Annotated in this window: 26 protein-coding genes and 1 pseudogene; 9 read left to right on the forward strand and 18 right to left on the reverse strand. The window is 71.2% G+C overall.

All coding sequences use genetic code 11. The features are described 5' to 3' along the window. Nucleotides 1–123 precede the first annotated feature (123 nt). Nucleotides 124–711, reverse strand: a complete 588-nt coding sequence (locus tag ACK1X7_RS44570; RefSeq protein ID WP_385155998.1) for a helix-turn-helix domain-containing protein — start codon at nt 709–711, stop codon at nt 124–126. 133 nt (nt 712–844) lie between these two features. Here ACK1X7_RS44570 and ACK1X7_RS44575 point away from each other — a divergent pair, with 133 nt between their 5' ends. Continuing rightward, nucleotides 845–1,534 (forward strand): class I SAM-dependent methyltransferase, encoded by a 690-nt coding sequence (locus tag ACK1X7_RS44575; protein WP_385156001.1) that lies wholly within the window; start codon nt 845–847, stop codon nt 1,532–1,534. Between the two features lie 34 nt (nt 1,535–1,568). Further along, entirely contained in the window at nt 1,569–2,078 is a 510-nt protein-coding gene (locus ACK1X7_RS44580; protein WP_385156004.1) for a DinB family protein, read from the forward strand. Between the two features lie 29 nt (nt 2,079–2,107). On the opposite strand, the gene ACK1X7_RS44585 is transcribed toward ACK1X7_RS44580, so the two are convergent. Next, nucleotides 2,108–2,869: a FadR/GntR family transcriptional regulator gene (locus tag ACK1X7_RS44585; RefSeq protein ID WP_413116639.1), complete on the reverse strand. Its 762-nt coding sequence runs from the start codon at nt 2,867–2,869 to the stop codon at nt 2,108–2,110. A gap of 109 nt (nt 2,870–2,978) precedes the next feature. On the opposite strand from ACK1X7_RS44585, the gene ACK1X7_RS44590 reads away from it, so the two are divergent. Together ACK1X7_RS44590 and ACK1X7_RS44595 are read left to right on the forward strand one after the other, a co-directional pair. Further along, nucleotides 2,979–3,824, forward strand: a complete 846-nt coding sequence (locus ACK1X7_RS44590) for a carbon-nitrogen hydrolase family protein (RefSeq protein WP_385156011.1) — start codon at nt 2,979–2,981, stop codon at nt 3,822–3,824. Further along, entirely contained in the window at nt 3,818–5,254 is a 1,437-nt protein-coding gene (locus ACK1X7_RS44595) for an APC family permease (protein WP_413116640.1), read from the forward strand. Before ACK1X7_RS44590 ends, ACK1X7_RS44595 begins: the two co-directional genes overlap by 7 nt. Before the next feature lie 67 nt (nt 5,255–5,321). On the opposite strand, the gene ACK1X7_RS44600 is transcribed toward ACK1X7_RS44595, so the two are convergent. After that, nucleotides 5,322–6,188, reverse strand: a complete 867-nt coding sequence (locus ACK1X7_RS44600) for a GyrI-like domain-containing protein (protein WP_385156017.1) — start codon at nt 6,186–6,188, stop codon at nt 5,322–5,324. Between the two features lie 204 nt (nt 6,189–6,392). On the opposite strand from ACK1X7_RS44600, the gene ACK1X7_RS44605 reads away from it, so the two are divergent. After that, the gene (locus ACK1X7_RS44605; RefSeq protein WP_385156020.1) at nt 6,393–6,737 is read left to right on the forward strand and encodes a hypothetical protein; all 345 of its coding nucleotides are present in this window, start codon (nt 6,393–6,395) and stop codon (nt 6,735–6,737) included. Here ACK1X7_RS44605 and ACK1X7_RS44610 read toward each other — a convergent pair. The 5 genes from ACK1X7_RS44610 to ACK1X7_RS44630 all read right to left on the reverse strand — a co-directional run bounded on the left by ACK1X7_RS44610 (nt 6,695) and on the right by ACK1X7_RS44630 (nt 11,836). Beyond that, complete coding sequence (locus tag ACK1X7_RS44610) at nt 6,695–7,402, reverse strand: pentapeptide repeat-containing protein (protein ID WP_385156023.1); 708 nt, start codon at nt 7,400–7,402, stop codon at nt 6,695–6,697. The two genes, ACK1X7_RS44605 and ACK1X7_RS44610, sit on opposite strands and share 43 nt — an antisense overlap. A 20-nt stretch (nt 7,403–7,422) precedes the next feature. Continuing rightward, nucleotides 7,423–7,956: a ferritin-like domain-containing protein gene (locus ACK1X7_RS44615; protein WP_385156026.1), complete on the reverse strand. Its 534-nt coding sequence runs from the start codon at nt 7,954–7,956 to the stop codon at nt 7,423–7,425. Nucleotides 7,957–8,142: 186 nt separating this feature from the next. Further along, complete coding sequence (locus ACK1X7_RS44620) at nt 8,143–10,293, reverse strand: xanthine dehydrogenase family protein molybdopterin-binding subunit (protein WP_385157560.1); 2,151 nt, start codon at nt 10,291–10,293, stop codon at nt 8,143–8,145. Further along, on the reverse strand, nt 10,290–11,282 hold the full coding sequence (locus tag ACK1X7_RS44625) for an FAD binding domain-containing protein (RefSeq protein ID WP_413116641.1): 993 nt from the start codon (nt 11,280–11,282) through the stop codon (nt 10,290–10,292). Before ACK1X7_RS44625 ends, ACK1X7_RS44620 begins: the two co-directional genes overlap by 4 nt. Further along, nucleotides 11,279–11,836, reverse strand: a complete 558-nt coding sequence (locus ACK1X7_RS44630) for a 2Fe-2S iron-sulfur cluster-binding protein (protein WP_383147210.1) — start codon at nt 11,834–11,836, stop codon at nt 11,279–11,281. The genes ACK1X7_RS44625 and ACK1X7_RS44630 overlap by 4 nt, the downstream gene beginning before the upstream one ends. A gap of 243 nt (nt 11,837–12,079) precedes the next feature. Between ACK1X7_RS44630 and ACK1X7_RS44635 the strand changes: the two genes are divergently transcribed. Next, a complete protein-coding gene (locus ACK1X7_RS44635; RefSeq protein ID WP_385157554.1) occupies nt 12,080–12,691 on the forward strand; it encodes a TetR/AcrR family transcriptional regulator in 612 nt (203 codons plus the stop codon). A gap of 70 nt (nt 12,692–12,761) precedes the next feature. Here the strand turns inward: ACK1X7_RS44635 and ACK1X7_RS44640 are convergent, their stop codons facing one another. From ACK1X7_RS44640 to ACK1X7_RS44655, 4 genes are all read right to left on the reverse strand, one after another. Beyond that, a complete protein-coding gene (locus tag ACK1X7_RS44640) occupies nt 12,762–13,748 on the reverse strand; it encodes a Gfo/Idh/MocA family protein (protein WP_413116642.1) in 987 nt (328 codons plus the stop codon). Continuing rightward, nucleotides 13,745–14,749: a Gfo/Idh/MocA family protein gene (locus tag ACK1X7_RS44645; RefSeq protein WP_385149488.1), complete on the reverse strand. Its 1,005-nt coding sequence runs from the start codon at nt 14,747–14,749 to the stop codon at nt 13,745–13,747. The genes ACK1X7_RS44640 and ACK1X7_RS44645 overlap by 4 nt, the downstream gene beginning before the upstream one ends. A 98-nt stretch (nt 14,750–14,847) precedes the next feature. Continuing rightward, nucleotides 14,848–15,624, reverse strand: coding sequence for an SDR family oxidoreductase (locus ACK1X7_RS44650; RefSeq protein ID WP_413116643.1), 777 nt, complete (start codon nt 15,622–15,624; stop codon nt 14,848–14,850). A 16-nt stretch (nt 15,625–15,640) separates the two neighbouring features. After that, a complete protein-coding gene (locus ACK1X7_RS44655; RefSeq protein ID WP_385149485.1) occupies nt 15,641–16,819 on the reverse strand; it encodes a phytanoyl-CoA dioxygenase family protein in 1,179 nt (392 codons plus the stop codon). A gap of 110 nt (nt 16,820–16,929) precedes the next feature. Here ACK1X7_RS44655 and ACK1X7_RS44660 point away from each other — a divergent pair, with 110 nt between their 5' ends. From ACK1X7_RS44660 to ACK1X7_RS44670, 3 genes are all read left to right on the forward strand, one after another. After that, the gene (locus ACK1X7_RS44660; RefSeq protein ID WP_385149482.1) at nt 16,930–17,961 is read left to right on the forward strand and encodes a LacI family DNA-binding transcriptional regulator; all 1,032 of its coding nucleotides are present in this window, start codon (nt 16,930–16,932) and stop codon (nt 17,959–17,961) included. A gap of 146 nt (nt 17,962–18,107) precedes the next feature. Further along, nucleotides 18,108–18,803 (forward strand): DJ-1/PfpI family protein, encoded by a 696-nt coding sequence (locus ACK1X7_RS44665; protein WP_385149479.1) that lies wholly within the window; start codon nt 18,108–18,110, stop codon nt 18,801–18,803. A 53-nt stretch (nt 18,804–18,856) separates the two neighbouring features. Beyond that, nucleotides 18,857–19,177 carry a hypothetical protein gene (locus ACK1X7_RS44670; protein ID WP_385149476.1) on the forward strand — a complete coding sequence of 107 codons (321 nt, stop codon included), beginning with the start codon at nt 18,857–18,859 and terminating at the stop codon, nt 19,175–19,177. A 128-nt stretch (nt 19,178–19,305) separates the two neighbouring features. Here ACK1X7_RS44670 and ACK1X7_RS44675 read toward each other — a convergent pair. The 6 genes and pseudogenes from ACK1X7_RS44675 to ACK1X7_RS44700 form a co-directional block, all read right to left on the reverse strand. Beyond that, nucleotides 19,306–19,923, reverse strand: a pseudogene (locus ACK1X7_RS44675) (sulfite exporter TauE/SafE family protein); the annotation flags it as partial. Continuing rightward, on the reverse strand, nt 19,920–20,984 hold the full coding sequence (locus tag ACK1X7_RS44680) for an ABC transporter ATP-binding protein (protein WP_385149473.1): 1,065 nt from the start codon (nt 20,982–20,984) through the stop codon (nt 19,920–19,922). The pseudogene ACK1X7_RS44675 and the gene ACK1X7_RS44680, both read right to left, overlap by 4 nt. Further along, nucleotides 20,977–21,990: an ABC transporter ATP-binding protein gene (locus ACK1X7_RS44685; protein ID WP_390794999.1), complete on the reverse strand. Its 1,014-nt coding sequence runs from the start codon at nt 21,988–21,990 to the stop codon at nt 20,977–20,979. The genes ACK1X7_RS44680 and ACK1X7_RS44685 overlap by 8 nt, the downstream gene beginning before the upstream one ends. After that, nucleotides 21,987–22,961: an ABC transporter permease gene (locus ACK1X7_RS44690; protein ID WP_390794998.1), complete on the reverse strand. Its 975-nt coding sequence runs from the start codon at nt 22,959–22,961 to the stop codon at nt 21,987–21,989. The genes ACK1X7_RS44685 and ACK1X7_RS44690 overlap by 4 nt, the downstream gene beginning before the upstream one ends. 14 nt (nt 22,962–22,975) lie before the next feature. Then, complete coding sequence (locus tag ACK1X7_RS44695; RefSeq protein WP_385149464.1) at nt 22,976–23,905, reverse strand: ABC transporter permease; 930 nt, start codon at nt 23,903–23,905, stop codon at nt 22,976–22,978. A 1-nt stretch (nt 23,906) separates the two neighbouring features. After that, a complete protein-coding gene (locus tag ACK1X7_RS44700) occupies nt 23,907–25,421 on the reverse strand; it encodes an ABC transporter substrate-binding protein (RefSeq protein ID WP_390794997.1) in 1,515 nt (504 codons plus the stop codon). Between the last annotated feature and the right edge of the window lie 72 nt (nt 25,422–25,493).

Genomic DNA, 25,493 nt, shown 5'->3' on the forward strand with positions numbered 1-25,493 from the left:
GCGCGAGACACAGCGGACGGGCGGGTGCGGACATGGAAACGAGGATATGGTCCGGATTTCAAAAACTGGACCCTGATCTCACCATGTGATCTGTGGGGTCAGCCACAGGCGGCTCCCGGACGGTCAGTGCCCGGCCGGTGCCAGGTGCGCGCGCTCTCCCTGCGGGCCGAACAGGGTGAGCACCTCCGCGGACCGGCCCTCGGCACTGCCGATCCAGTGCGGTATGCGGGTGTCGAACTCCGCCGCCTCCCCGGCTCCGAGCCGGAACTCCCGCTCGCCGAGCACGAATCCGACGTGTCCGTCGAGGACGTAGAACCACTCGTATCCCTCGTGGGTCTGGAGCTTCATCGTGGGTGACCGGTCGGCGGGCGGATAGATCACCTTGTACGCCTGGATACCACCGGCCCGCCTGGTCAACGGCACCATCACCAGCCCGGAGCGACGCACCGGCCGCAAGTGGATACGCGGGTCGCCGGTGGGCGGCGCCGCGACGAGATCGTCGAGCGGGACGCCGTGCGCCCGGGCCAGCGGCAGCAACTGCTCCAGCGTGGGCCGGAGTTTGCCGTTCTCGAGCCGGGACAGAGTGCTCGCCGTGAGGCCGGTCTCCTTCGCCAGCGCCGCCAGCGTGGCACTTCGCGCCCGGCGCAGGGCACGCAGCCGCGGCCCCACTCCGGCCAGCACGTCCTCCGCGGGGTTGTCCAGGTTGTCCATGCCCCGATGATGCGGATCCGCAACTTTTCTTGCAAGAGCGAAATGGTGGCGCCGAGGCTGTCGGTACATCACCGGCGCCGAAGGCGCGTATCCGGTCACGCTCGGCACGCCGGCCGACGAAGGGGCGACTCAGATGGATTCCACGCAAGGCCGACGGCTCACTGCCGACCCCGGGGAGCAGGGCACGGCGGACGCGGACGCCGAGCAGTTCTGGGAGCGGCACTACGGCACCCGGCGCGCCTGGGACGCCCATGTCAACCCGCTGCTCGCCGAGACCGCCGCACCGCTGTGCCCCGGCGTCGCCCTGGATCTGGGCTGCGGCCCGGGCGGCGACACCATCTGGCTGGCCCAGCAGGGCTGGCATGTCACCGCCGTGGACATCTCCACCACGGCCGTCGAACGGGTGCGGGAGCGCGCCCGCGATCTTGGCATCGCGGGCCGGGTCGTCACCGAACAGCACGATCTGGCAAGCAGCTTCCCGGCCGGCCAGTTCGATCTGGTCTCCGCCCAGTACTTCCACACCCCGTTCGCGTTCCCCCGCGGCCGAGTCCTGCGCACCGCCGCACATGCGCTGCGCCCCGACGGTCTGCTGCTGATCGTCGACCACGGCTCCACCGCCCCCTGGTCGTGGAACCAGGACCCCGACATCCACTACCCCACGCCCACCGAGATCGCCGCCGAGCTCGATCTCGACCCCGCGCACTGGTCCGTGCTGCGCGCCGAGATGCCCCGCCGCCAGGCCACCGGACCCGCTGGGGAGACCGCCACCGTCATCGACAACGTCCTGCTCGTCCAGCGGCGCGACCGCCCGATGGCCGCCTGAACCGACCGACTTCACGACGCAGGGGAGTGACCCGATGCAAGGAAACAGTGCCCAGCGATCCCGGACCCGGGCGAGGGAAACCGGCCCTCCGGCGACCGGCCCCGATGAGAAGGCCACCCTGCGGGGCTTCCTGGACTATCTGCGGAACTCGGTCGCGGACAAGGTCGCGGGCGTACCGGAACCGCAGGTCCGGACGGGCCAAGTGCCCTCGGGCACCAGCCTTCTCGGACTGCTCAGGCATCTGGCGTTCGTCGAGCGGTTCTACTTCCTCGGTGAGGACGCGGGCGACTGGCCCGCGACCATGCGGCCGTCCGCGCAGGACACCGTCGACGGCGTGCTCGCCGACTACCGACAGACCGTCGAGCGGGCGAACCGGGTCATCGACGCCTGCCCCGATCTGGCACTCCCCGCTCCGCGAGCCCCGCGCCGGGGTTCGGCACCGTCGATGCGCTGGGTCCTGGTGCACATGATCGAGGAGACCGGCCGGCACGCGGGCCACGCCGACATCCTCCGTGAGCAGATCGACGGATCCACCGGCCGCTGACACCGGCTGCCGCGCGGGCGGCGCCGCGGTCAGCCGTCGTCGCCCCGCTCGGCGGCATCCGCGAGGCCGACGTACATCGAGTGGTGGAGTTCCGCGACATGGTCCCGGAGCAGAGTGGCCGCCACGGTGGCGTCCTGTGCGCCGAGCGCGGCCCGGATGGCCTTGTGCTGCTCGTTGCTGCTGCGGAGATAGTCCATCGGGTACGGCAGGAAGTACGCGTACAGCTCCCCGGTGACCCGCTGGTACATCCCCAGGGCGGCGGCCGGCCCGGCGCCCTCGGCGAGGGCCAGATGGAACCGCTGGTCGCCGGCGTGGAACTCGGCCCAGCTCTCGGCCGCGTCCATCTCCCGGATGCACTGATCGAGCCGGTCGAGCCCGTCCCGATCGAGCCGCTCGGCGGCCAGATGGGCGAAACCGGCCTCCAGCACGATGCGCTCGTCGATCAGCCGGTGGACCCGTTCGCTGTCCTCCCGGTACGCGGCGACCTGAGCCACGGTGCGGCGGCGGGGCCGCTCCGCGATGAAGGTGCCGCCCGTGCGTCCCGGGCGCCGCTCGACCACGCCTTCGCGCTCCAGGGTGCCGAAGGCCCGGCGGACGGTGATCTCGCCGACCCCGAGCGCCGCCGCCGTGGCCTGGACATTGGGCAGCCGCTCACCGGGCGCCAGCAGGCCCAGTTCGACCGCCAGGGAGATCCGGGCCCGAACGGTGTCGACGGCGCTGGTGCGGCGGATCGCGGCGAGGGCGCTGCTGGTCAGGGCGCTCGGTGCGCCGGACGGTTCCTGGATCGCCATGCCCTCAGAGTAGGGGGCTCGGGGCCGCCCCAGGGCCTTCGGGCGGAGGCTGCCGCTTTGCGGAACCGTGACCTCCAGGGGTTTACCTGATCAAAGTGAGCATGTTTTCATGGCTCGCATTCACCCCTGGACGCCCACTCCAAAGGCACTGATGAAGATCTCCGGACTACAGACGGCGGGGACGCCCGGCGACGTCGACGCCAATCTCCATGAACTGGACGCGGCGTGCCGCCGGGCCCGTGCCGAAGGCGCCGAACTGCTGATCACCACCGAGCTGTTCATCACCGGCTACGACATCGGGGATGCCGTCCGGGACCTGGCCCGCACCGACCTGCTGTCACCGGCCCGGGAGATAGCCGCCTCCCATGGCATCGCGCTCGTCCTCGGAGCGCCCGAGCACGACTCCGGCGCCTGCTACAACAGCGCCTTCTTCATCGACCCGGCCGGAGCGGTCCTCGCCCGGCACCGCAAGAACCATCTCTTCGGCGAACTCGACCGCAGGTACTTCACCCCGGGCGACCTGCCCGCCCCCGTCATCGACTACGCGGGCGTCCGCATCGCCATGCTGATCTGCTACGACGTGGAGTTCCCCGAGAACGTGCGGGCCGCCGCCCTCGCCGGGGCCGACCTCGTCGCGGTCCCGACCGCCCAGATGCAACCGTACGAGTTCATCGCCGAGCACCTGCTGAGGGTGCGCGCCTGGGAGAACCAGATCTACATCGCCTACGTCAACCATGACGGCGACGAGGGTTCACTGCGCTACGTCGGCCGCAGCTCCATCGTGAGCCCGTCGGCGACGGTGCTGGACAGCGTCGAACACGGCAACCGGCTGCTCTTCGCGACCGTGGACCCGCACACGGTCCGGCAAGCGCGCAAGGCCAATCCGTACCTGGCCGACCTCCGGCGAGACCTCTTCACCCCGTCCGCCCGCGCCACCAAGGACCCGTCATGCTGACCGACTCCGACGCGCACGCGTCCACCCGGCAACCGGCACACGCGAATCTGTCGGGGCGGCTCGGCACCGGTGCCATCGTCTTCATGGTGATCGCCGCCGCCGCGCCCCTGACGGTGGTCGGCGGCAATGTCCCGCTCGCCATCGCGGGCGGCCCCGGCGCCGGCGCCCCCGTGGGCTTCGCCCTCGCCTCGCTGGTCCTGCTGGTGTTCGCGGTCGGCTTCGTCACCATGACGCCCCACGTTCCGCAGGCCGGTGCCTTCTACGCCTACGCCACCCGCGGACTGGGGGACCGCGCCGGAGTGGGCACGGCCGCCGTCGCGCTGGTCGCGTACACGGCGATCCAGGTCGGCGTCTACGGCTATCTGGGCTGGGCCGTCAACGATGTCCTGCACACCTTCGGCGGGCCCACCCTGCCCTGGTGGGTGTGGGCGCTCGCGGCCCTGGGCATCGTGGCCCTCCTCGGCTACCGCCATATCGACCTCAGCTCCAAGGTGCTCGGTGTCGCACTCGTCCTGGAGATCGTGGTGGTCCTCGTCCTGGACGCGGGGATCTTCGCCCGGGGCGGCGCCCACGGTGTCAATGTCGAGTCGTTCACCCCGCATGCGGCGTTCTCCGGACCGCTGGGCGTGGCCGTGCTGTTCGCGATCACCGGATTCATCGGTTTCGAGGCCACCGCCGTCTTCCGGGACGAGGCCCGTGACCCGGAGCGGACCATCCCCCGGGCCACCTATCTCGCCGTCCTGATCATCGGCGGCTTCTACACGCTCTCCTGCTGGGCGCTGGTCCTGGCGGCGGGCACCGATGACGCCTCGGCCGTGGCCCAGAAGACCGTGGACAGCCAGGGCAACATGCTCATGGACACCGCCCAGATCTACGTCGGCACCGCCCTGCGGGACGTCATGCAGGTGCTGCTGCTCAGCAGCCTCTTCGCCTGCGTGCTGTCCTTCCACAACGTCATCGCCCGCTACACCTTCACCCTCGCCCGCCAGGACCTCCTCCCCGCGCGGCTGGGCGTCGTCCACCCGCGCCACCATTCGCCGTCGGTCTCCTCGGTCGTCCAGACCGTCACCGCGCTGGTCCTGGTCGTCGCCTGCGCCGTCATCGGACTCGATCCGCTGGTGGGTGTCTTCGGCTCCATGGCGGGGCTGGCGACGGTGGGCATGATCCTGCTCATGCTCATCACCTCCGTCGCCGTGGTCGCCTTCTTCGCGCGCAACGCCCAGCTCGCCGCGGGCAGGCCCTGGCAGACCCGGATCGCCCCGCTGCTGGCCGTGGCCGGACTGCTGACCGCGCTGTGGCTGGTGTTCTCCAACTTCACCCTCGTCACCGGTGGTGGCGTGGGCGTGAGCATCGTCCTCGGCGTCATCCCCTTCCTCGCGCTCATCGCCGGCCTGGTCCGAGGGGCTCGCGGCCCGCGGGGGCGTGGGTGAGACGCGGACTCCGCGGCCGTCTGTGAGACGCGGCTCCGCCCGGCCGCCGTGACGGCCGGGCGGAGTGTCAGACCGCGGTCCGCTCCACGGGGATCCACAACTCCGCGTCCGCCTGCGCCGCGTCCCGCGACAGCCGGGTGCGCAGAATCTCCGGCCCCGGCCTGCTCTGGTACGGGTTGGACGGGAACCACTGGGTGAAGACGTCCCGCCACAGGTACTGGAGCGCCTGCGGGAACGGCCCGGAGTTCTCGAAGACCGCCCATGTCCCCGCCGGAACGACAAGCTCGTCCAGGTCCTCGGGGGCGGCGGCTCCGGTCACCACCGCGTGGTAGTAGTCGAGTTCGGTGCCCTCCGCCCGGCTGGGATCGAGGTTGTCGCTCACTCCCAGGATCCCCGCCGGCTCCTGATCGGACAGCGCGGTGATCCGCCCGATCGTCTCCTCGCCGATGCCCCGGATGAACTCCGCGATCCCCGGATTCACCCCCTCATGGACGAGCGGGACCCGGACCTTCTTGCCGACCACATGGAATCGCTCCTTCTCCACGACCCGGTATCGCATGCTGCTGCTCCCTTCGACAATGAGGCGGAAGGACATCCGCGGCTGGGAGCGCAGTACGGCACCTGCCCGCCGGGCGTCACCCGGCCCCACGCCGTGCACGGCCCGGAACGCGCGCGCGAACGCCTCGCCCGAGCCGTAGCCGTAGCGCACCGCGATCTCCAGGAGTGTCCGCTCCCCGGCGAGCACCTCTGCCCCCGCGATGGTGAGCCTCCTGCGCCGGATGTACTCCGACAGCGGGATCCCCGCCAGCGCGGAGAACAGCCGGCGGAAGTGGTACTCCGACGTCACCGCGATCCGCGCCAACTCGGCCGTCTCGATCCGCTGATCGAGATGCGACTCGATATGTTCCAGGGCCTTGTTCAGCCGCTCCAGCACCTCGGTCTCCTTCCCTGACGCCCCTCACGGTAGGAAGTCCGCACTCTGCCGGACCCGACATCCTGTGCCCGCTCCGGTCGGGTGTGCCGGATCGCCCTGTACGCCCGTTCGGTCACCGTTTCATCACAACGGTGACCCGGCTCTCCCGCCCCGCCGCCCCGGCGCCGCATGATGCACCCCACCATCGACGCCCTTGGGAGACATATGCGCACCCGTACCCTCGAAGCCGCGGCCGTCATCGCCATCACCCTGCTGCTGACCGGCTGTTCCGGCGGTGGTGACACGGGGGACAAGCGCGACCCGAGCGGCACCCCGGCCGCCGCCGAGAAGGCCGACATCACCCGGCGCTGTGTCGATGCCATCGCCGACCGGGCCGCCGCCCACAAGGGCGGAGCGGTCCGCTCCCATCCCGTCCCCGGACCGTGCGCCAAGCTGTCGGACGCCGACTATCTGGACGCCTATATGGCAGGGCTCGAACAGGCGCACCGTGTCGCGCAGAAGGCGTCTCAGGGCGAATCCGGCAAGGCGGCCGACGGCGCGGGGAACTGACCCGCCGCCCGGGAGTCGGCCCGGCTCAGATGGTCGGCGCAGGAATTCCGGGCGCTCGACCGCGAGCCGTCCGGGCACAGGACGTTCTCCCAGCTCGTGGTCGAGATATCGGCATCCCGCAGCCGCGCGCCGCGCAGATCGGAGTCCGACACCGTGGCTCCGCCCAGATCGGCGCCGCTCAGATCCGCTCCGTTGAGGCCGACATGGGTGAGGGACGCCGCCCGCAGCTCCACGCCGTCGAGCTGTGCGCCCTCGAAGCTGACGTCGGTGAGCAGACCCCTGTCGAGCCTGGCGCCGCTCAGATCGGCGCCGCGCAGATCGACCTGCGAGAGGGTGGCGGAGCCGAGGTTCGCGCGCCGGAGGTCGGCGCCCCGCAGATCGACGTTCTCCAGCGACACCCCGTCCAGCCGCGCCGCGTAGAGATTGCCGCGCCGCAGATTGGCCTCGGACACCAGCCCGGTCAGGGTGGACCGTTCGAGATTGACGCACCGCAGCTTCTTCTGCCACAGATCGCCACCGGCCACGGTGCGGCTGGAGAGGTCCTTGCCCGTACGGCCGGCACAGCTCCGGCCATGGTCGTCGTCCTCCCCGCACCCGGCGAGCAGGGCCGAGGACAGGGCGATCACGATGAGGCAGCAGAGCGGGCGGGGCCACCGCGTGGTCATGGGCCGAACCACCGCAGGCGTCAGACGCCGATCAGGTCCACCAGATCGTCGGCATGCTCCTCCTCTTCCTCCAGGATCGACTCCATCAGCCGGCGGGTGGTCGGGTCGTGTTCGCCCAGCCAGCGGATGATCTCCTGATAGCTGGCGATCACGATGCGCTCGGCGAGCAGATTGTGCTCCAGCATCGCCTTGAGGTCGTTGTCGGGCGGTGTGGTGTAGTCGGTGTGGGCGCGCTGGGCCAGCGAGGCGGGGTCGAAGTCGGGGTTGGCGCCGAGCTGGGAGACGCGTTCGGCGGCGCGCAGCGCATGCTGCATCTCCTCCTTCGCATGCTCGGTGAACTCCGAGGAGACCTGGGCGCGGTCGATCCCGCTGGCGGAGATGGCGTGGCGGGTGTAGCGCAGCCAGCACACCACCTCGGTCGCGATGACGTCATTGAGGATGCCGATGACCCGGTCCTTGTCAAGACCGTAGGTGTCCGTCACCGGACCGGCCGCCATCTTCCGGCGGGCCTCGTCGCGGATCTTGGTCACGTCCAGCACGAAGTCGTCGCTCATCGGTGCCCTCTCTGGTCTCCTCGGGTTGGGCGAGTGTTCCCCGCGGGGCCCGGAGGGCATCGGGCAGAGCGTCAAGATGACTGGATCGCCGCACAGCGCCAGCCGATCGGCGGTATCCGGCCCAGAACGCGGTTCGGCGCCGGCCGGGCTTGTGGGCCCGGCCGGCGCCGATCATTCGACGATGGGTCAGCCTCCGTGGCCGGGCTCCGGCACGTTCGTCCCCGCCGACAGGACCCGGTCCGGGCGGATCGGCAGGTCGCGGTGGCGGACGCCGGTGGCGTGCCATACCGCGTTGGCGATGGCCGCCGCGGCTCCCACGATGCCGATCTCGCCGACGCCCTTGATGCCGACCGGGTCGTCCGGGTCCGGGTCGTCCACCCAGTCCGCCTCGATGAGCGGCACATCGGCGTTCGCGGCGAAGTGATAGCCCGCGAGGTCCGGTCCGACATGGCCGCCCGAGGCCCGGTCCCGGACCGCCTCCTCGTGCAGGGCCATGGAAATGCCCCAGACCATCCCGCCGACGAGCTGGTTGCGCGCGGTCAGGGGGTTGACGATCCGGCCCGCCGCGAAGATGCCGAGCATCCGCCGCACCCGGACCTCTCCGCTGGTGACATCCACGGCCACCTCGGCGAACTGCGCCCCGAAGGAGTGCCGTTCCTTCTTCGACAGGGCGCCGATCGCCTCGGAGGTGTCGGACCGCGCGGTGATTCCCTCGGGCGGGATGTCGCCGCCCAGGGCCAGCCGCTCGCGCAGCTCGCGCACCGCGATCGACACCGCCCACGCCCAGGAGCGCATGCCCATCGAGCCACCGGCGATCATCGCCGGGCCGAGGTCGCTGTCCGCCATGACCACCCGGACCCGGTCCGGATCCACCGCCAGCGCGTCCGCGGCGACCAGGGCGATGCCGGTCCGGGCGCCGGTCCCGATGTCCGCCGCGTTGATGCGCACGGTGAAGGTGCCGTCCGCCTCCGCCGTCACACCCGCCGTGGACGGGCCCGCCCCCGAGTGGAAGCTGGCCGCCGCCATGCCCGTTCCGAGCAGCCACCGTCCCTCGCGGCGCAGCCCCGGACGCGGATCCCGGTCCGCCCAGCCGAACCTGCGGGCGCCCTCCTCGTAGCAGGCCACCAGATTGCGGCTGCTGAACGGCAGGCCCGAGACGGGGCCCCGGTCCGGTTCATTGCGGACGCGCAGCGCGATCGGGTCGATGCCGGACGCCTCGGCGAGTTCGTCGAGCGCGCACTCCAGCGCGAACGAGCCCGGTGCCTCGCCGGGCGCGCGCATGAAGGTCGGGGTGGGCACATCGAGCCGTACCACCCGGTCGCTGGTGTGGTGCGCGTCGGCGTCGTACATCACACGCGGCACCGTGGCGCTGCGCTCGATGAATTCGTGCACGGTCGAGGTGACGCACTCGGACCGGTGGTCGAGCGCGCGCAGCCGCCCCGAGGCGTCGGCGCCGAGCCGGACCCGCTGCGCGGTGGGGCTGCGATAGCCGATGGTCGAGAACATCTGGCGGCGGGTCATCACGACGCGCACCGGACGGTCGAGGACGGTCGCGGCCATGGCGGCGGCCACCTGGTGCGGGCGGACCGTCTTGGAGCCGAAGCCGCCGCCGACGTGCTCGGACCGCACCCGCACCGACTCCGCGTCGAGGGAGAAGATCTGCGCGAGCTCACCGGCCACGTACGTGGTGCCCTGATTGGAGTCGAGGACCTCGAGCCGGCCGCCGTCCCAGCGGGCCGTCGCGGCGTGCGGCTCCATGGGGTTGTGGTGTTCTTCCGGGGTGGTGTACTCGGCGTCCACGACGAACGTGGAGGCGGCGAGTTCGGCCTCGATGTCGCCCTTCGTCGTCTCCGCCGGACCGAACGGCGAGTCCCCGGGGGTGTACACATCGGGGTGTCCGGCGAAGAAGTCGATGTCGTGCGACTCCTGGTCGTACCGGACCACCAGCGCTTCCGCGGCCTCCCGGGCCTGTTCGGGCCGCTCGGCGACGACCAGCGCCACCGGCCAGCCCCGGAAGGGGACACGGTCGTGCTGGAAGACCCCGATGATCGGGTCGGGCGGCCCGATCATGCCCATGTAGTCCAGGTTGACGCGCGGGGCGTTCTCATGGTGGAGGACCGCGAGGACACCGGGCATGGCCAGGACGGAGTCGGCCTCGACCGAGCGGATCCGGCCGCGGGCGATGGTGGACAACACCAGCCAGCCATGGGCGAGTTCGGGCAGCGGGATGTCGCCCGAGTAGCGGGCCGCCCCGGTGACCTTCTCCCGGCCCTCGACGCGGGTGCGCGCGGTGCCGAGGGCCCCCGTCGTCGTGGGGGTTCCGGTCGTCGTGGTCATCGGGCGGCCTCCTCGGCGAGTTCGGTCAGCAGGGCCACGACGAGGTTGCGCATCAGCGGCACCTTGTATCCGTTGTGGGGCAGTGCCTCGGCGGCGGCCAGCTCCGCGTCCGCGGCGGCGGCGAACGCCTCGGCGGTCGCCGGGCCTCCGGTCAGCGCCCGCTCGGCCTCCAGCGCCCGCCACGGCCGGGAGGCGACCGCTCCGAAGGCGAGGCGGACCTCGTGGACGACACCGTCCCGGACGTCGAGGGCGGCGGCGATCGAGCCGATCGCGAAGGCGTACGACGCGCGCTCGCGGACCTTGCGGTAGCGGGAGTGCGCGGCGACCGGGGCCGGGGGCAGGGCGACGCCGGTGATCAGTGCGCCGGAGGGCAGCGCCGTCTCCAGATGCGGGGTGTCGCCCACGGGCAGATAGAAGTCCGCGAGCGGCAATTCGCCCGGCCCGTCGGCGGTTTCGTACCGCACGACGGCGTCGAAGGCGGCGAGCGCGACCCCCATGTCCGAGGGGTGGGTGGCCACGCAGTGCTCGGAGGCGCCGAGGATCGCGTGGTTGTGGTGCTCACCCTCGATGGCCGGGCAGCCACTGCCGGGCAGGCGCTTGTTGCAGGGCCCCGCCACATCGGTGAAGTAGCCGCAGCGGGTGCGCTGGAGCAGATTCCCGCCGACGGTGGCCATATTGCGCAGTTGCCCGGAGGCACCGGCCAGGACGGCCTGCGCGAGGGCCGGGTAGCGGCGCCGTACCTCGGGATGGGCGGCGAGATCGCTGTTGGTGACGGTGGCCCCGATGAGCAGCCCGCCGTCCGGCGTCATCTCGACGCGGTCCAGGGGCAGTTCGCGTACGTCGACCAGGCGTCCGGGCCGCTCGATGCCGGTCTTCATCAGATCGACCAGATTGGTGCCGCCGCCGAGGAACCGTGCGTCGGGATCGGCGCCGAGTACGGTGACCGCCTCGGAGACGTCGAGGACGCGCTGGTATCCGAATTCCTTCATGCCACGGCCTCCTCGGTGCCGGTCGCCTGAGCCTCGGCCGCCTGCGCGACCGCCTGCACGATCGACACATACGCGCCGCAGCGGCACAGATTGCCGCTCATCCGCTCCCGGATCTCATCGGCGGTCAGTGGTGGCGGCCCCGCTTCGGGGCGGACGTCGGCGGTGACGGCGCTCGGCCAGCCCGCCGCGTGTTCCTCGATCACGGCGAGGGCGGAACAGATCTGTCCTGGGGTGCAGTAGCCGCACTGGTAGCCGTCGAGGTCGAGAAACGCCTGCTGCACCGGATGCAGCCGGTCGCCGTCGGCCACGCCCTCGATCGTGGTGACGTCACGGCCCTCGGCCGCCACCGCGAGCTGGAGGCAGGAGACGGCCCGGCGGCCGTCGAGCAGTACCGTGCAGGCCCCGCACTGGCCCTGGTCACAGCCCTTTTTGGTCCCGGTGAGGTCGAGATGCTCACGCAGGGCGTCGAGCAGGGTGGTGCGGTGGTCGACGGGCAGCGTGTACTTCTCGCCGTTGATGGTCAGCGTGATGACGCTGGACGTCGATGGGGCCATGAGTCAGCCTTCTTTCGCGGGTGTGGTGCGCGTCGAAGTCGTCCAATGAGGGGGTCCCGGGGGAGGGGAATGCGTGAGAATGCCGGTCGGCGCTCGGTTCCGGCCATCCCCACGAGCCGTTTCAGCCGGTAAGGTGGGCCTAAGCGGACACCTGTCCGCTATGCATGAAACCTAGCGGACAGGTGTCCGGTAGGCAAGGTCGGTGCTATGTCGGCGCTATGGCGGTGTCCGGAAGGAGGATGTGTGCGGGCAGAGAAGGACGCGCGTCTGCGCTCGGACGCGCAGGCGAACCGCGAGCGCATCCTGGAAGTGGCGCTGGCGGAGCTGACCCGCTCGGCGGATGTCCCCTTGAGCACCATCGCGAAGAAGGCGGGCGTCGGACAGGGCACGCTGTACCGAAACTTCCCCAGCCGCGAGGCCCTCGTGCTGGAGATCTACCGCCACGAGATGCTTCAGGTCGCGGACATCGCGGCCGAGCTGCTCCGTACCCGGGCGCCCGATGAGGCGCTCCGGGAGTGGATGGGACATCTGGCCCGGTTCGCCATGGCCAAGGCCGGTCTGGCCGACGCGCTGCACAAGGCCCTCAGCACCGACTGCGGACAGAAGAAGCCGGGACACGGCCGGATGACCGAGGCCGTGGCGCTTCTGCTGAAGGCGAACGAGGAGGTCGGCACGATCCGCCCGGACGTGACCACCGACGACTTCCTGCTCGCCATCTCCGGCCTGTGGCAGATCAGTCCCGATGACCAGGGGCCGGTGCGCGCCAGACGGCTGCTGGACCTGGTGATGGACGGGCTGCGCGTGGGCGCGCCCGCGGCGGCCCGGCCGGGGCCGACGGCCGATACGGCGGGCTGAGCCGGCAGCCGGGGACAGGCCGGGCCGGCGGGGGCACGTCGGCGACGACCGTGCCCCCGCGGGTGCGGGATCAGCCCGAGGGGGGAAGCGCGGTGCGGGGCCGGGGCGGGAACCCGGCGGTGCGGTAGCACGCGTCGATCAGGGACATGGTGGACAGCGCGTCCTCCGCGTCCAGCGGAAGCGGCGCACCATGCCGCAGATGAGCGGCGTACGCCTCCAGTTGGTAGGTGTACGAGGAGCGCTTGCCCAGCTCCTCGGTCCGCTCACCCGCGGGCGTGCGCACCAGGACGCGGTCGTCCAGATGGGGCTGGACGAAGTTCACGGCCGTCGCCTCGCCCCGCGAGCCGATGATCCGCAGGCTCATCCGAAAGTCCCCGTACGCCATATGGCAGCGGGCCGATCCGGTGGCGCCGCCCGGGAAGGCCAGTTCCGCGTCCAGCCACTCGTCGACATCCGGTGCGCCCTGCCGTGCGCCGCCGCGGGCGGTGACCAGACGCGGGGGACCACCGGCCCAGGGCGCGAGCGTGGCTTGCGCGTGCAGGCTGTAGCAGCCCAGGTCCATGAGGGCGCCCCCGGCCAGGGGCAGGGACCAGCGGGGGTCGGACCCGGGCGGAGCGGGCATGGCGACCATCGTCTCGACATGCCGCAGCTCCCCGAGTTCCCCGGAGCCCAGCAGTTCGTGGAGGCGGCGGGTGACGGGATGGAAGAGGTAGTGGAAGCCCTCCATGAAGACGGTGCCCGCCTTGGCGGCGGCGTCGCGCACCTCGGTGGCCTCCTCGGTGTTGCTCGCCGACGGCTTCTCGCTCAGGACGTGCTTGCCCGCGGCGAGGGCGGCGAGGTTCCACGGGCCGTGCAGGCCGTTGGCCAGCGGGTTGTAGACCACCTCCACCTCGGGGTCGCCGATCACCTCGGCGTAGGAGCCGAGGACACGCTCGACGCCGTGCTCGGCGGCGAAGGCATCGGCCCGGCCACGGGTGCGGGCGGGGCCGACCAGGGAGAGCCCGGAGATCCGGGCGGCGCCCAGGATCCCGATGCGCAGCGGCTCGGCTGTCGTCATGCCTTCCGTACCTCTTCCATGCTCACGGGGCGGTGCTCGTGCAGGGACAGGGTGCACGCCTCGGCGATCCAGCCGGCCTCGACGGCGTCGGCGACGGTACAGGGGGAGGGCCGCAGCCCCGCCGCCACCTCGGTGAAGGCGGTGAGCTCGGCCCGGTAGGCGGTGGCGAAGCGGTCCATGAAGAAGTGGTGCGGTGTGCCGCCCGGGAAGGTGGCGCCCGGTTCGACGGAGCGCAGTGGCAGATTGTCCTCCAGGCCCGCGGCGATGCTGTCCGTCATGCCGTGAAGCTCCAGGCGGGCGTCGTAACCGCGCGGATTGTGGCGGGTGTTGGAGACCACGGCGAGGGTGCCGTCGTCCAGGGTGAGGAGGGCGGCGGCGGTGTCGACGTCCCCGGCGGCCGCGATGTAGTCGGCGCCGCGGTTGGCGCCGGTCGCGTAGACCTCGGTGACCTCGCGGCCGGTGACCCAGCGGACGGTGTCGAAGTCGTGCACGGCACAGTCGCGGAAGATGCCGCCGGAGACGGCCACATAGGCGGCCGGAGGCGGCTCGGGGTCCAAGGTGGTGGAGCGCACGGTGGTCAGCGGCCCCAGCTCACCGCTGACCACCGCCTTCCGCGCCGCCACATACCCGGGGTCGAAGCGCCGGTTGTAGCCGATATGGACCTCCACGCCACTGTCCTTCACCGCGCGGAGGACATCGAGGCTCTCCTCGATCGTGCGCGCCACCGGCTTCTCGCAGAAGACCGGTACGCCCGCCCGTACGGCGGCGAGGATCAGTTCGGGGTGGGCGTCGGTCGCGGCGGCGATCACGACGCCGTCCACGTCCGCGGCGAGCAGGGCCTCCGGCGAGGCCGCCGTCCGGGCGCCGAACCGCTCGGCGGCGGCGGTGGCCGCAGCGGCGACCGGGTCGGTGACCACGAGGGAGTCCACCGCGTCGAGCGTGGACAGGGTCTCGGCGTGGAAGGCGCCGATCCGGCCCAGGCCCATGATGCCGATACGCATGGGGAGTTGTGCCCTTTCTGACGGTGCGGCTGGTGTGGGTGGGGGTTTTGGCGGTGCGGTTTGTGGCCGTACTGCTTGTGACGGTGCGGTGCGGCGGGTCAGCCGAGTCCGCCGACGACGATCTGGTCCCAGTCGATGACCGAGCCGGTGACGACGCCGCTGCGGTCGGAGAGCAGGAGCACGACGAACTCGGCGATCTCGTCCACCTGGCCGAGCTTGCCCATCGGTTGGGCACGGGCCGCCTCCTCGCGCCAGTCGTCCCCGGCGCCGTGGAAGGCACGCTGGACGGCGTCCTCGCCCTCGGTCTCGGTCCAGCCGAGGTTGAGGCCGTTGATACGGACCCGGTCCCAGCGGTGCGCGTGGGCGGCGTTGCGGGTCAGGCCCGCGAGTCCGGCCTTCGCGGCGGAGTACGGCGCCAGGAACGGATATCCGCCGTGTGCGCAGTTGGAGATGATGTTGACGATGCTGCCCGGAGCCTTCCTGGCCACCATGTCGGCGACGGCGGCCTGCATGGCGAAGAACGGGGCGCGCAGATTGATCGCGATATGCGCGTCGAAGAGTTCCGGGGTGGTGTCCAGCAGTGTCCCGCGCGAGGTGAGCCCGGCGGAGTTGACCAGGCAGTCGATCCTGCCGTGGGCCGCCACCACCTCCGCCACGCTGCCCCGTGCCTGCGCGGGATCGGCCAGATCGGCGCGGTGGAAGGTGGCGGTGGCACCCTGGTCGGTGAGTTCCCCGGCCAGCGGTTCGCCGACGTCGGGGCGGCGTCCGGTGAAGGCGACCGTGGCCCCTTCGCGGGCGGCGGCGCGGACGATACCGGCGCCGATTCCCTGGCTGCCGCCGTTGACCAGGACGATCTTGTCCTTCAGCAGTCCCATGAGCGATCCGTCTCCTTCAGCTCTTGCGGCGCTCGGCGGCGGCCCGCAGCTCGGCGCGCAGGGTCTCCGGGGTCCAGTCCTGCTCCAGGGCGCGCCGGACGATATCGGCCTGGGAGTCCGGGGCGAGGCCACCGACGGGCGGATCGAGGTCGAGGTTGGTGGGGAAGGGGTAGCCCTCGGCACAGGCCGCGACGACGTTGTGCAGCCAGTCCTCGGAGGCGCCGTCCGCCTTGCGCTGCCGCAGCACGGGGAAGACGGCGTCGACCACCGAAGTGCGGTCCACGGTCTCCATGGCGCGGCCGAAGCCGGAGGAGATCTGGAGCAGATTCGCCATCCGCCGGATGTCCGCGGAGCGATTGTGCCCGGCGGCGTGGAAGAGCGCGGGGTTGAAGAAGACCGCGTCGCCCGCCTCCAGCGGCAGTTGGACGTGGTGCTCGGCGAAGTAGTCCATGAACTCCGGACGGCGCCAGGCCAGATAGCCGGGCTCATACGCTTGCGAGTACGGCAGGTAGAGCGTCGGGCCGGACTCGACGGGCATGGCGCAGTGGGCGACCGCGCCTTGCAGCGTCAGCACGGGGGAGAGCCGGTGGACATGGGCCGGATAGGCCGCGGCCCGTGCCTCGGAGAGGAAGCCGAGGTGATAGTCGCGGTGCACGCTCTGCGCCGCGCCGCCCGGGTTGACCTGGTTGATCTGTGAGGTGAGCTGGTAGCCGGGGCCCAGCCAGGCGGTGGCCACCAGGGCGAGGAGGTCGTTGGCGTAGTAGTCGGCGAAGACCTCCGGCGCTCCCAGGGCCAGCTTCTCCAGCGCGTTCCAGACCCGGTCGTTGGTGCCGGGCTTGGCGAAGTGGTCACCGCGGGCGGAGCCCGCCGCCCGCTCCTCCTCGATCAGCGTCGTGAACGCCTCGGTGGCCCGGTCGAGGACCGACGGGTCGGGGAAGGCGCGCTTGAACACCACGATGCCGGGGCCGTCCAGCAGGGCGTGTACCAGTTCCGCCTGCGCCTCCCGGCGGCCGGGCGCCGTGGCGGCCCGGGCGCGCAGGCGGTCGCCGTCGTAGACGGGGACGTGTCGTACCACGGCGTCGGCGCCCGGGTGATCGTCGGGGTCGGTGGTCCGCTCGACCAGGGCGCGGAAGGCGTCGAGAGTGCAGTCGGCCTCACTGAGCCAGACATGAGACCTCGGAGCGACGAGGGACATGATGCTTTCCGGTCCTTCCCGTGGGCTGCGGCTTTCTGTCAGTGTTGTGATCAGCCGAGCATCGGGCAATCCTCAGCAGTCCATCAAAAACCCCTCATGGAGGCGCGCCGATGTCCCATCCGTATCCGATCCGGGAGATCGCCCGGCAGGCGGGCCTGAGCGAGGCCACCGTCGACCGGGTTCTGAACAACCGCGGCGGCGTGCGCGAGAGCACCAGCCGGGAGGTCCACCAGGCGATCAAGGACTTGGACCGGCAGCGGACCCAGGTCCGTATCGGCGGCCGCAGCTTCATGATCGACATCGTGATGCAGGCGCCGGAGCGCTTCTCCCTGGCGGTCCGCGCCGCCCTGGAGGCGGAGCTGCCGGCGCTGCGCCCCGCGGTGCTGCGCTCGCGCTTCCACTTCCGCGAGACCGGTCCGGTCGAGGAGCTGATCGCCACGCTGGACCGCGTCGCCGCGCGCGGCGGCTCCCAGGGCGTTGTTCTGAAGGCGCCCGACGTCCCGGAGGTCACGGCGGCCGTCGGCCGCCTGGCCGCCGTCGGCATACCGGTCGTGACCCTGGTGACCGATCTGCCCGGCAGCGCACGACGGTCCTACGTCGGCATCGACAACCGTGCCGCCGGCGCCACCGCCGCGTACCTCATAGGACAGTGGCTCGGTGACCGCCCCGGCAATGTGCTCACCACCATCAGCCGCGGCTTCTTCCGCGGGGAGGAGGAACGCGAGATGGGGTTCCGCAGCGCCCTGCGCAATGTCCATCCCGGGCGCACGCTGGTCGAGGTGACCGACAGCGACGGTCTGGACGCAACCCAGCGTGACCTGGTCCTGCGGGCACTGCGCCACGACCCGGAGATCCGGGCGGTCTACTCGATCGGCGGCGGCAACACCGCCACGATTCAAGCCTTCGAGGAACTGGGCCGCGCCTACGAGGTGTTCATCGCCCATGACCTCGACCACGACAACACCCGGTTGCTGCGCGAGCGCCGGCTGTCCGCCGTGCTCCACCACGATCTGCGCCAGGACATGCGCCGCGCCTGCCAGATCATCATGCGGGCCCACGGAGCGCTGCCCGATGACGGCCCCGCCCTGCCCTCGCCCATCCAGGTCGTCACGCCGTACAACATGCCGCCCGACCTGGTCTGAGACGCCTGTCCGCGGCACCCTCCGGCCCGCTTGGCGATATTCCGTTGAACCATGTCACTCGTGCCACTGGGAGCCGTTTCCGCCCTCGCCTAGCGTCGGGACAAGGCCAGACAGACTGGCCATCACCGCATGTGAGGGACCATTTCATGCTCGCCCAGATCGTTCTGTTCGACGGTTTCGACCTCCTCGATGTGATCGCCCCCTACGAAGTGCTGCACGCCGGTGGCATGGCTGCCGGGGGAGCACTGCGCGTCGAGCTGGTGTCCGCCGAGGGGCCGCGTGAGGTGGTGAGCGGGGTCGGCGGTGTGCCGCTGCGTGCCACGGCCGCCCTGGATCCCACGACGGCGGACCTGGTCGTGGTCCCCGGTGCGGCCGGCCGGGTCGGAGAACCCGGCGAGGTCCCCGATCTCGACGTGGACGCGGACGCGGGCGAGTGGCGGGAGCACGAATTCATCCCGGTACTGCTGGGCCGCGCCGTGAACACCGGCCTGCCGGGACTGCTGAAGGCGGCCATGGACCGTCCGGAGGTGACCGTCGCCACGGTGTGCGGCGGCTCGCTCATCCTGGCCATGGCCGGTCTGCTGGAGGGCCGCTGGGCCACCACCCACCACATGGGCCGGGACATGCTGGACGCCACCGGTGTCAACGCGGTCAGGGCCCGTGTCGTCGACGACGGCGACCTCGTCACCGGCGCCAGTGTCACCTCCGGGCTCGATCTGGGCCTGTACCTGCTGGAGCGCGAACTGGGGCCGCGGATCGCCCACGCAGTCGAGGAGCTGTTCGCCTACGAGCGCCGCGGCACCCCCTGGCGCCACCACGGGCCGTCGCCCGTCGCCCCGTGACCACACCGCCCCCAGGCAATCCACCCCGACCCACGTTGAGGAAGCACACCACCATGTCCATTGAAGGCACCTGGGATCTGACCATCTCCACCCCCATCGGCCGGATCAAGGCCGTGGCCGAATTCCGCGACGAGGACGGCACGTTGACCGGTACGGCCCACGGCGCGGGCGAGGAGGTCCCGCTGGCCGATGTGGCGCTCGAGGGCGACCGGCTCGCCTGGCGGCAGGCCATCACCAAGCCCCTGCGGCTGAACCTCGCGTTCACCATGACGGTCGACGGCGAGACGATGACCGGTATCTCCAAGGCCGGGCGGCTGCCCTCCTCCAAGGTGACCGGAGAGCGCCGGGCCGCCCCCGTGGCAGCGAAGGGCTGAGCCTCCCCGAGGCCGGGGCGGTAGCGGAGGTGCGGCTCGGCTCGGACGAACTGCTGGATGACCAGCACGGTGGCGCTCGCCACCGCGAGCACCATGGCGACACCTCTGGTGCGCCGCATGTCCAGTCGGCTCGACAGCGGGCGGGAGAGCAGCACCCCGATCGCCGCGGCCGGGGCGAGCAGGGCGGTGTGCCACAGGCCGTAGGTGTGCACCGCTCCGGTGGCAGCCAGGATGGCCAGGCTCATCACGGAACCGGCCAGGAAGAACCCGCTCATCGTGGCGCGCAGCCGCGATCCGCTCAGACGCTGCCAGACCATGGCCATCGGCGGCCCTCCGATGGAGGTCGCCGTGCCCATCAGCCCGGACATCAGGCCGGCCAGCGGCACCGCACGCCGTCGCGGCACCGGAACGAAGCCGCGCAGGCTCACCGCGACGCCCACGAGGACGACCACGGCGACGAGGAGGGCGAGTTGCCGGGCGACCAGCGCCGCGCCGCCCACCGCGCCCGGCACCCGCCCGGCCAGTGCCCACCCCGCGCCGCGCAGATCCAGGTGGCCGCCCTCCAGCACCAGGACCGCGGCCGTGACCCCGGTGGCGAGCAGCAGGACCACCACCGGGGTGAGCGAGGGGTCGAATATCGCGATCACCGGGGCGGCCGGCAGGCCGAGCCCGAAGCCGATGGAGACCTGGAACAGCGCCCCGACCGCCACCGTGATGAAGAGCAGGGTGAACTCCGGCGGGCTCATGCTTCCGTCGGCCCGGTGCCCAGCGGGAAGTGGCACAGGCCCTCATGCGGCTCCCGCCCGGGGTCCGCGGTGCCGTCTCGGGTGACGACCGGAGGATCCAGCTCGGCGCACCGGGCCTCGCTCTTCCAGCAGCGGGTGCGGAACCGGCAGCCCGACGGGATGTCGTACGGGGAGGGGATCTCCCCGCGCAACTGGATCTCGTCGTCGTCCTGGGCCCGCCCGGACACGTCGAGGGTGGGCGCGGCGGACATCAGGGCGGCGGTGTAGGGATGGAGGGGGCGGTCGAAGACGTCCTCGGTGGGGCCGTGTTCGATGACCTTGCCCAGATACATCACCGTCACCCGGTCGGCGACATGCCGGACCACGGACAGGTCATGGGAGATGAAGACGTAGGAGACACCGAGCCGTTCCCGCAGCTCGGAGAGGACATTGAGCACCTGGGCCTGGACCGACAGGTCCAGCGCGGACACGGGCTCGTCGCACACGATGAGATCGGGGTCCAGTGCCAGCGCGCGGGCGATGCCGATGCGCTGCCGCTGCCCGCCGGAGAACTCGTTCGGGTAGCGGTGGGCGTCGCTCCCGCGCAGTCCGACCAGCGACAGCAGCTCACGGACCCGTCGCTCCCGCGCCTGCGCGGTGGGCACGATATCGCGGTGGGTGCGCCATGGCTCGCCGATGAGATCGGCCGCGGACATCCGGGCGTTGAGCGAGGCGAAGGGGTCCTGGAACACCATCTGCACCCGGCGCCGCCAGGCCGGCAGCTCCTTGCCCTTGAGGGTGAACGGGTCGGTGCCGTTGAAGCGCACCGTCCCCGAGTCCGGCCGCTCAAGACCGAGCACCACTCTGGCCAGGGTCGACTTGCCGCATCCGGACTCGCCCACCAGCCCGAGGGTCTCCCCGCGCTCGACCCGCACATCGACTCCGTCCAGCGCGGTCAGACGCCGGCGGCCATGGCCGAACGACTTGGTCACACCGCGGACTTCGAGCAGTGGCGGGGGAGTGGCCGGGCCATCGGCCCGCGGGCCCGCGGCCGTGGTGTCGGTGAGGGGCGTCTCAGGCACGGTCGAGCTCCTCGGAGAAGTGGCAGGCGGCCGAACGCGAGGCCCCGACGGACGCAAGGTGAGGGCGCTCCCGGGCGCAGCGCTCCTCGGCCAGCGGGCATCTGGCCTGGAAGACACAGCCGGACGGGACCGCGCCGAGCTCGGGCGGACTCCCCGGTACGGCGGGCAACGGGCCGCCCCTGACGGCGTGTTCGGGCACCGAGTCGAGCAATCCCTTGGTGTACGGGTGGCGGGGACGGGAGAAGACCTCCGCCACCGGGCCGGTCTCCACCACATTGCCCGCGTACATCACCACGACATCGTCCGCGCGCTGGGCGACCACCGCCAGATCGTGGGTGATCAGCACGAGCGCCATGTCCCGCTCGGTCTGGAGGTCCCGCAGCAGCCGCATGATCTGCGCCTGCACGGTGACATCGAGCGCGGTCGTGGGCTCGTCGGCGATCAGCACATCGGGGTCCAGTGCCACGGCCATCGCGATCAGCAGCCGCTGGCGCATTCCGCCGGAGAACTGATGCGGATACGCGCGCGCCCGCAGCCGCGGCTCGGGGATGCCGACGCGGGTCATCAGCTCGACCGCCTTCTCCCGGGCATCGCGCCGCGAGAGCCCGCGATGGATGCGGAACGGCTCGGCGAGTTGTCTGCCGACCGGCTGTACGGGGTTGAGCGCGGTCAGCGCGTCCTGGAAGACGATCGACAGCACGGGGCCGGCCAGCTTTCTGCGCCCCGCCTGGCCCAACCGCAGCACATCGGTGCCGGACACCCGCACGGATCCGGCCGTCACCTCGGCCGTCGGGTCGAGCAGCCCGACGATCGACAGCGCCGTCATCGACTTGCCGCAGCCGGACTCGCCCAGCAGCGCCAGCGTGCGCCCCTTGCGCACACTGAAGCCGACGCCGTTCACGGCGCGGAGGATTCCGGCGGGCGTCCGCAGATCGACGCAGAGCCCCTCGACCTCAAGTGCGGGATCGCCGGTCGTGGCGGGCGCGGGCAGGGTGACGGGCTTCACGCGATCATCTCCGAGGGAACAGCGGCGCGGTTGCCGCGCCGCTTCCGGGGCAGCGTCAGCCGCCAGCGCTGGGCGGGGTCGGTGGCCAGGCGGACCCAGGCGGCGAGCACCGTGGCCGACACCGTGGTGAGCACGATCGCGAAGCCCGGCAGCACGGCGATCCACCAGGCCGTCTGAAGGTACTGGCGCCCCTGGGCCACCATCAGCCCCCAGCTCACATCGGGGGGCTGGATACCGATGCCGAGGAAACTCAAGGACGACTCGGTCAGCATGACGAAGCAGAAGTCGAGCGTGGCCACGGTCAGCAGCGTGGGCAGCGCGATCGGCAGAATGTGCCGGTGGATGATGTTCCGGCTCGGTGTGCCGAAGGTGCGGGCCGCATCGACGAACAGACGGCTTCTGAGCTCGGCCGACTCCGCGCGGGCGGTGCGCAGATAGACCGGGACGCGTGCGATGGCGAGGATCAGCACGAGGTTCATCGCGCTGGGCGCGAAGACATACAGCACGACGACCGCGATCAGCAGGGACGGGAAGCTGAGGATGACATCGGCGACCCGCATCGCCACGTTCTCGCGCATCCCTCCGTGGTATCCGGCCCACAGCCCCAGCGCCGAGCCGATCAGCAGCGAGCACAGCACCGCGGGCACCGCGATGGACAGTGTCGTCCCGGCGGCGTCCACCAGCCGGGCCAGCACGCTGCGGCCCAGCACATCGGTGCCCAGCAGCCCGTAGAAGCCGTGGTCGAGGGAGGGCGGGCGCAGCGAGGCGCGCAGGTCCTGCCGTACGGCCCGGTCCCCGATGAACAGCCGGCCGAACAGCGCGACCAGGAACACCATGGCGAGGACGACGGCCGCGACCGTCGCGCCCCGGTCCCGGCCGAGCAGCAGCCACCAGCGGGGCGGTCGGATGGGTGACGGGGCGGCCTCGGCCTCGCCGGAGGGTCGGCCGTCGGGGTCGGCGGGCCCGGTCATGGTGGCTCCTTCACTCACGCCGGCACCGCCTGGCGCACTCGGGGGTCGATCAGGGCGTGGCAGACGTCGACCAGGATGTTCAGCGCGAAGATCGTCACCGCCGTGATCAGCACGGCGGCCTGCAACACCGCGAAGTCGCGCTGGAGAATCGAGTCGATCATGAGCTTGCCGATTCCGGGCCAGCCGAAGATCGTTTCCACGATCACCGCGCCGTTGACCAGGCCGACCGTGAGATCCCCGGCGACGGTCAGCACGGGCGTGATGGAGTTGCGCAGGGCGTGCCCGAACACCACGCGCTTGGGACCGGCTCCCTTGCTGCGCGCGACCTTGACATAGGGCGCGGACAGCGCGCCGACCATGCTGCCGCGCACCACCTGCACCAGCACACCGAACGGACGGATCAGCAGGGTGGCGATGGGCAGCACCCAGATCTCGGGGCCGCCCAGGGTGCCGGAGGTGGGCAGCCAGCCCAGACCCACGCCGAAGACCAGCACACCCATGATCGCGAACCAGAAGTCGGGGATGCTGGCCGCGGTCATCGACAGCAGACCGGCGATCCGGTCGATGAGCGAGTTGGGCCGGTAGGCGGCGAGGCTTCCGACCAGCAGCGCCCCGAGGATCGCCAGGAGCATGGTCATCCCGGCGAGTTGGAGCGTGACCGGGAACGCCTTGAGCACCATCGAACCGGCCGACTCGCCGGTGCGCAGCGAGGTGCCGAAGTCGAGTTGTGCGGCATTGGTGAGGTAGTCCCACAACTGCACCGGAATGGAGTCGTCGAAGCCGTGGGCGGCGGAGAATTCCGCCCGCTGCTGGGCGGTCGCGCTCAGCGGGAGGTAGAGATCGACGGGGCTGCCGGTCAGGCGCGCCAGGCAGAACACGCCCAGCACCACGAAGACCAGCGGGATCGCGCTGGAGACGATGCGCTTGCGCAGGAAGGACGTCATATCAGCGCCTCCCCGCCGCTGCGGGACTGACCTCGGAGAGCCGCATCTCGTCCCCGGTGGCCGAGTCCGGCCGGTAGCGCACGGACGGCGACAGTCCGAGCAGCCCGCGCATATGGGCCAGGTAGGCGTACTGCACGACCGACGTGTTCTGGTGGGCGAGCACATCGGCGAACGCCTTCTGCCGGGCCTTGCCGGAGAGCGCGTCCGCCGCGGCGATGCGCCGGTCGAGGTCCTTGGTGCCGAAGGTGGACTGGGGGCCGTCGCTCTGGAGGTACTGACTCGTGGTGAAGGCCGCGTCCCCGGCCTGGTTGCCGTGCATGATCAGCAGCGCCACCGGCCCGACACCGCGGGGCAGCGGACGCAGTTGGTACTGGAGATGGGTGGCGGTGTCCGCCATGCGTATCCTCACGTTCAGCCCCACCCGCGCCATCTCGTATTGCAGGGCCTCGGTCACTTCCGCGATGCCGGCGAACATGCCGTTGCGCGCGACGAGGGTGATCCGCCGGTGTACCGGGACGCCGTCGGCGGCCGCCTGCTTCACCAGCGCGCGGGCGGCGGCCTCCTGGTACGGGGCGGGGGCGAGGTCGTCGTTGTGGCCCACCACTCCGGGCGGGACCAATTGCGCGGCGGGCTTGGCCAGTCCGCCGAGGAGTGCGCCGATGATGCCCTTGCGGTCGACGGCCAGGCCGATCGCCTTGCGCACCCGGATGTCGTTGAGCGGTGCCTCACGGCCGTCCAGACGCAGCGCGGTCGTCTCGTTGTTGGGGTAGGCGACGGTGTTGCCCTCCTCGGCGCTCGTGTGGTCCAGCGCCGTCGCGATATCGGCCTCGCCCTTGTCGATCATCGCCGCGCGGACGCTCGCATCGCTCCGCCAGACATACCTGGCCCGGGGATAGGCGGGTGCCTTCCCCCAGTAATCGGCGTTGCGGGCGAGGGAGATCGAGACACCGGTCTGCCATGACTTGACGGCGTAGGGGCCGGTCCCGATCGGTATGCGCACCTTGGCCTTGGTGTCGGTGGTGCGCGGCACGATTTCGACGAAGCTCAGCCGCAGCGGGAGGATGGGGTCGGTCTTCTCGGTGGTGACGGTCAGCCGGGTGGGACTGACGGCGCGTACGTCGAGTTTCGCGTCGCCGAAGACATAGCCGTCCACATTGCAGGCGAGATCGGAGTTGACGGCGCGGTCGATGGAGAACGCGGCGTCCTTCGCCGTGAACGGCTGCCCGTTCTGGAAGGTCACCCCCGGGCGGATGTCGAAGGTCCACGTCGTGGGCCTCGTCTGCCGCCAGCCGGTCGCCAGCAGCGGCTCCAGCTTGCCCGAGGTGGGGTCCCGTTCCACCAGCGGTTCGGTGATGTTGGAGCGGACGACCACACCGGTCGCGGTCAGCGATGACTCACAGGGCTCCAGCGTCGGCGGCTCCTGGGTCAGGACCACTCGCAGGTTGCGCCCGTCGGCGCTGCCGGCATCACCCGCCGCGTCACTGTTCGCCACGGCGCACGCACTGGTGAGCAGCATCGTGCCCGTGGTCAGAAGGGCGAGAACTGTATGGGCCCGGCCCCGTTCCGGGCGCGGACTGGAGGGTACGGA

This window comes from Streptomyces sp. CY-1, assembly GCF_047218265.1.
Lineage (GTDB): Bacteria > Actinomycetota > Actinomycetes > Streptomycetales > Streptomycetaceae > Streptomyces > Streptomyces niphimycinicus.

What these genes read in the sequence shown, in the direction of transcription:
- ACK1X7_RS44605 (WP_385156020.1), top strand. Translation starts at nt 6,393, where the DNA reads ATGCGCACCCGTACCCTCGAAGCCGCGGCCGTCATCGCCATCACCCTG.
- ACK1X7_RS44620 (WP_385157560.1), bottom strand. Translation starts at nt 10,293, where the DNA reads ATGACCACGACGACCGGAACCCCCACGACGACGGGGGCCCTCGGCACC.
- ACK1X7_RS44670 (WP_385149476.1), top strand. Translation starts at nt 18,857, where the DNA reads ATGTCCATTGAAGGCACCTGGGATCTGACCATCTCCACCCCCATCGGC.
- ACK1X7_RS44695 (WP_385149464.1), bottom strand. Translation starts at nt 23,905, where the DNA reads ATGACGTCCTTCCTGCGCAAGCGCATCGTCTCCAGCGCGATCCCGCTG.
- ACK1X7_RS44665 (WP_385149479.1), top strand. Translation starts at nt 18,108, where the DNA reads ATGCTCGCCCAGATCGTTCTGTTCGACGGTTTCGACCTCCTCGATGTG.
- ACK1X7_RS44630 (WP_383147210.1), bottom strand. Translation starts at nt 11,836, where the DNA reads ATGGCCCCATCGACGTCCAGCGTCATCACGCTGACCATCAACGGCGAG.
- ACK1X7_RS44690 (WP_390794998.1), bottom strand. Translation starts at nt 22,961, where the DNA reads ATGACCGGGCCCGCCGACCCCGACGGCCGACCCTCCGGCGAGGCCGAG.
- ACK1X7_RS44660 (WP_385149482.1), top strand. Translation starts at nt 16,930, where the DNA reads ATGTCCCATCCGTATCCGATCCGGGAGATCGCCCGGCAGGCGGGCCTG.
- ACK1X7_RS44625 (WP_413116641.1), bottom strand. Translation starts at nt 11,282, where the DNA reads ATGAAGGAATTCGGATACCAGCGCGTCCTCGACGTCTCCGAGGCGGTC.
- ACK1X7_RS44585 (WP_413116639.1), bottom strand. Translation starts at nt 2,869, where the DNA reads ATGGCGATCCAGGAACCGTCCGGCGCACCGAGCGCCCTGACCAGCAGC.
- ACK1X7_RS44575 (WP_385156001.1), top strand. Translation starts at nt 845, where the DNA reads ATGGATTCCACGCAAGGCCGACGGCTCACTGCCGACCCCGGGGAGCAG.
- ACK1X7_RS44645 (WP_385149488.1), bottom strand. Translation starts at nt 14,749, where the DNA reads ATGCGTATCGGCATCATGGGCCTGGGCCGGATCGGCGCCTTCCACGCC.
- ACK1X7_RS44570 (WP_385155998.1), bottom strand. Translation starts at nt 711, where the DNA reads ATGGACAACCTGGACAACCCCGCGGAGGACGTGCTGGCCGGAGTGGGG.
- ACK1X7_RS44580 (WP_385156004.1), top strand. Translation starts at nt 1,569, where the DNA reads ATGCAAGGAAACAGTGCCCAGCGATCCCGGACCCGGGCGAGGGAAACC.
- ACK1X7_RS44615 (WP_385156026.1), bottom strand. Translation starts at nt 7,956, where the DNA reads ATGAGCGACGACTTCGTGCTGGACGTGACCAAGATCCGCGACGAGGCC.
- ACK1X7_RS44650 (WP_413116643.1), bottom strand. Translation starts at nt 15,624, where the DNA reads ATGGGACTGCTGAAGGACAAGATCGTCCTGGTCAACGGCGGCAGCCAG.
- ACK1X7_RS44640 (WP_413116642.1), bottom strand. Translation starts at nt 13,748, where the DNA reads ATGACGACAGCCGAGCCGCTGCGCATCGGGATCCTGGGCGCCGCCCGG.
- ACK1X7_RS44610 (WP_385156023.1), bottom strand. Translation starts at nt 7,402, where the DNA reads ATGACCACGCGGTGGCCCCGCCCGCTCTGCTGCCTCATCGTGATCGCC.
- ACK1X7_RS44655 (WP_385149485.1), bottom strand. Translation starts at nt 16,819, where the DNA reads ATGTCCCTCGTCGCTCCGAGGTCTCATGTCTGGCTCAGTGAGGCCGAC.
- ACK1X7_RS44700 (WP_390794997.1), bottom strand. Translation starts at nt 25,421, where the DNA reads ATGCTGCTCACCAGTGCGTGCGCCGTGGCGAACAGTGACGCGGCGGGT.
- ACK1X7_RS44590 (WP_385156011.1), top strand. Translation starts at nt 2,979, where the DNA reads ATGGCTCGCATTCACCCCTGGACGCCCACTCCAAAGGCACTGATGAAG.
- ACK1X7_RS44595 (WP_413116640.1), top strand. Translation starts at nt 3,818, where the DNA reads ATGCTGACCGACTCCGACGCGCACGCGTCCACCCGGCAACCGGCACAC.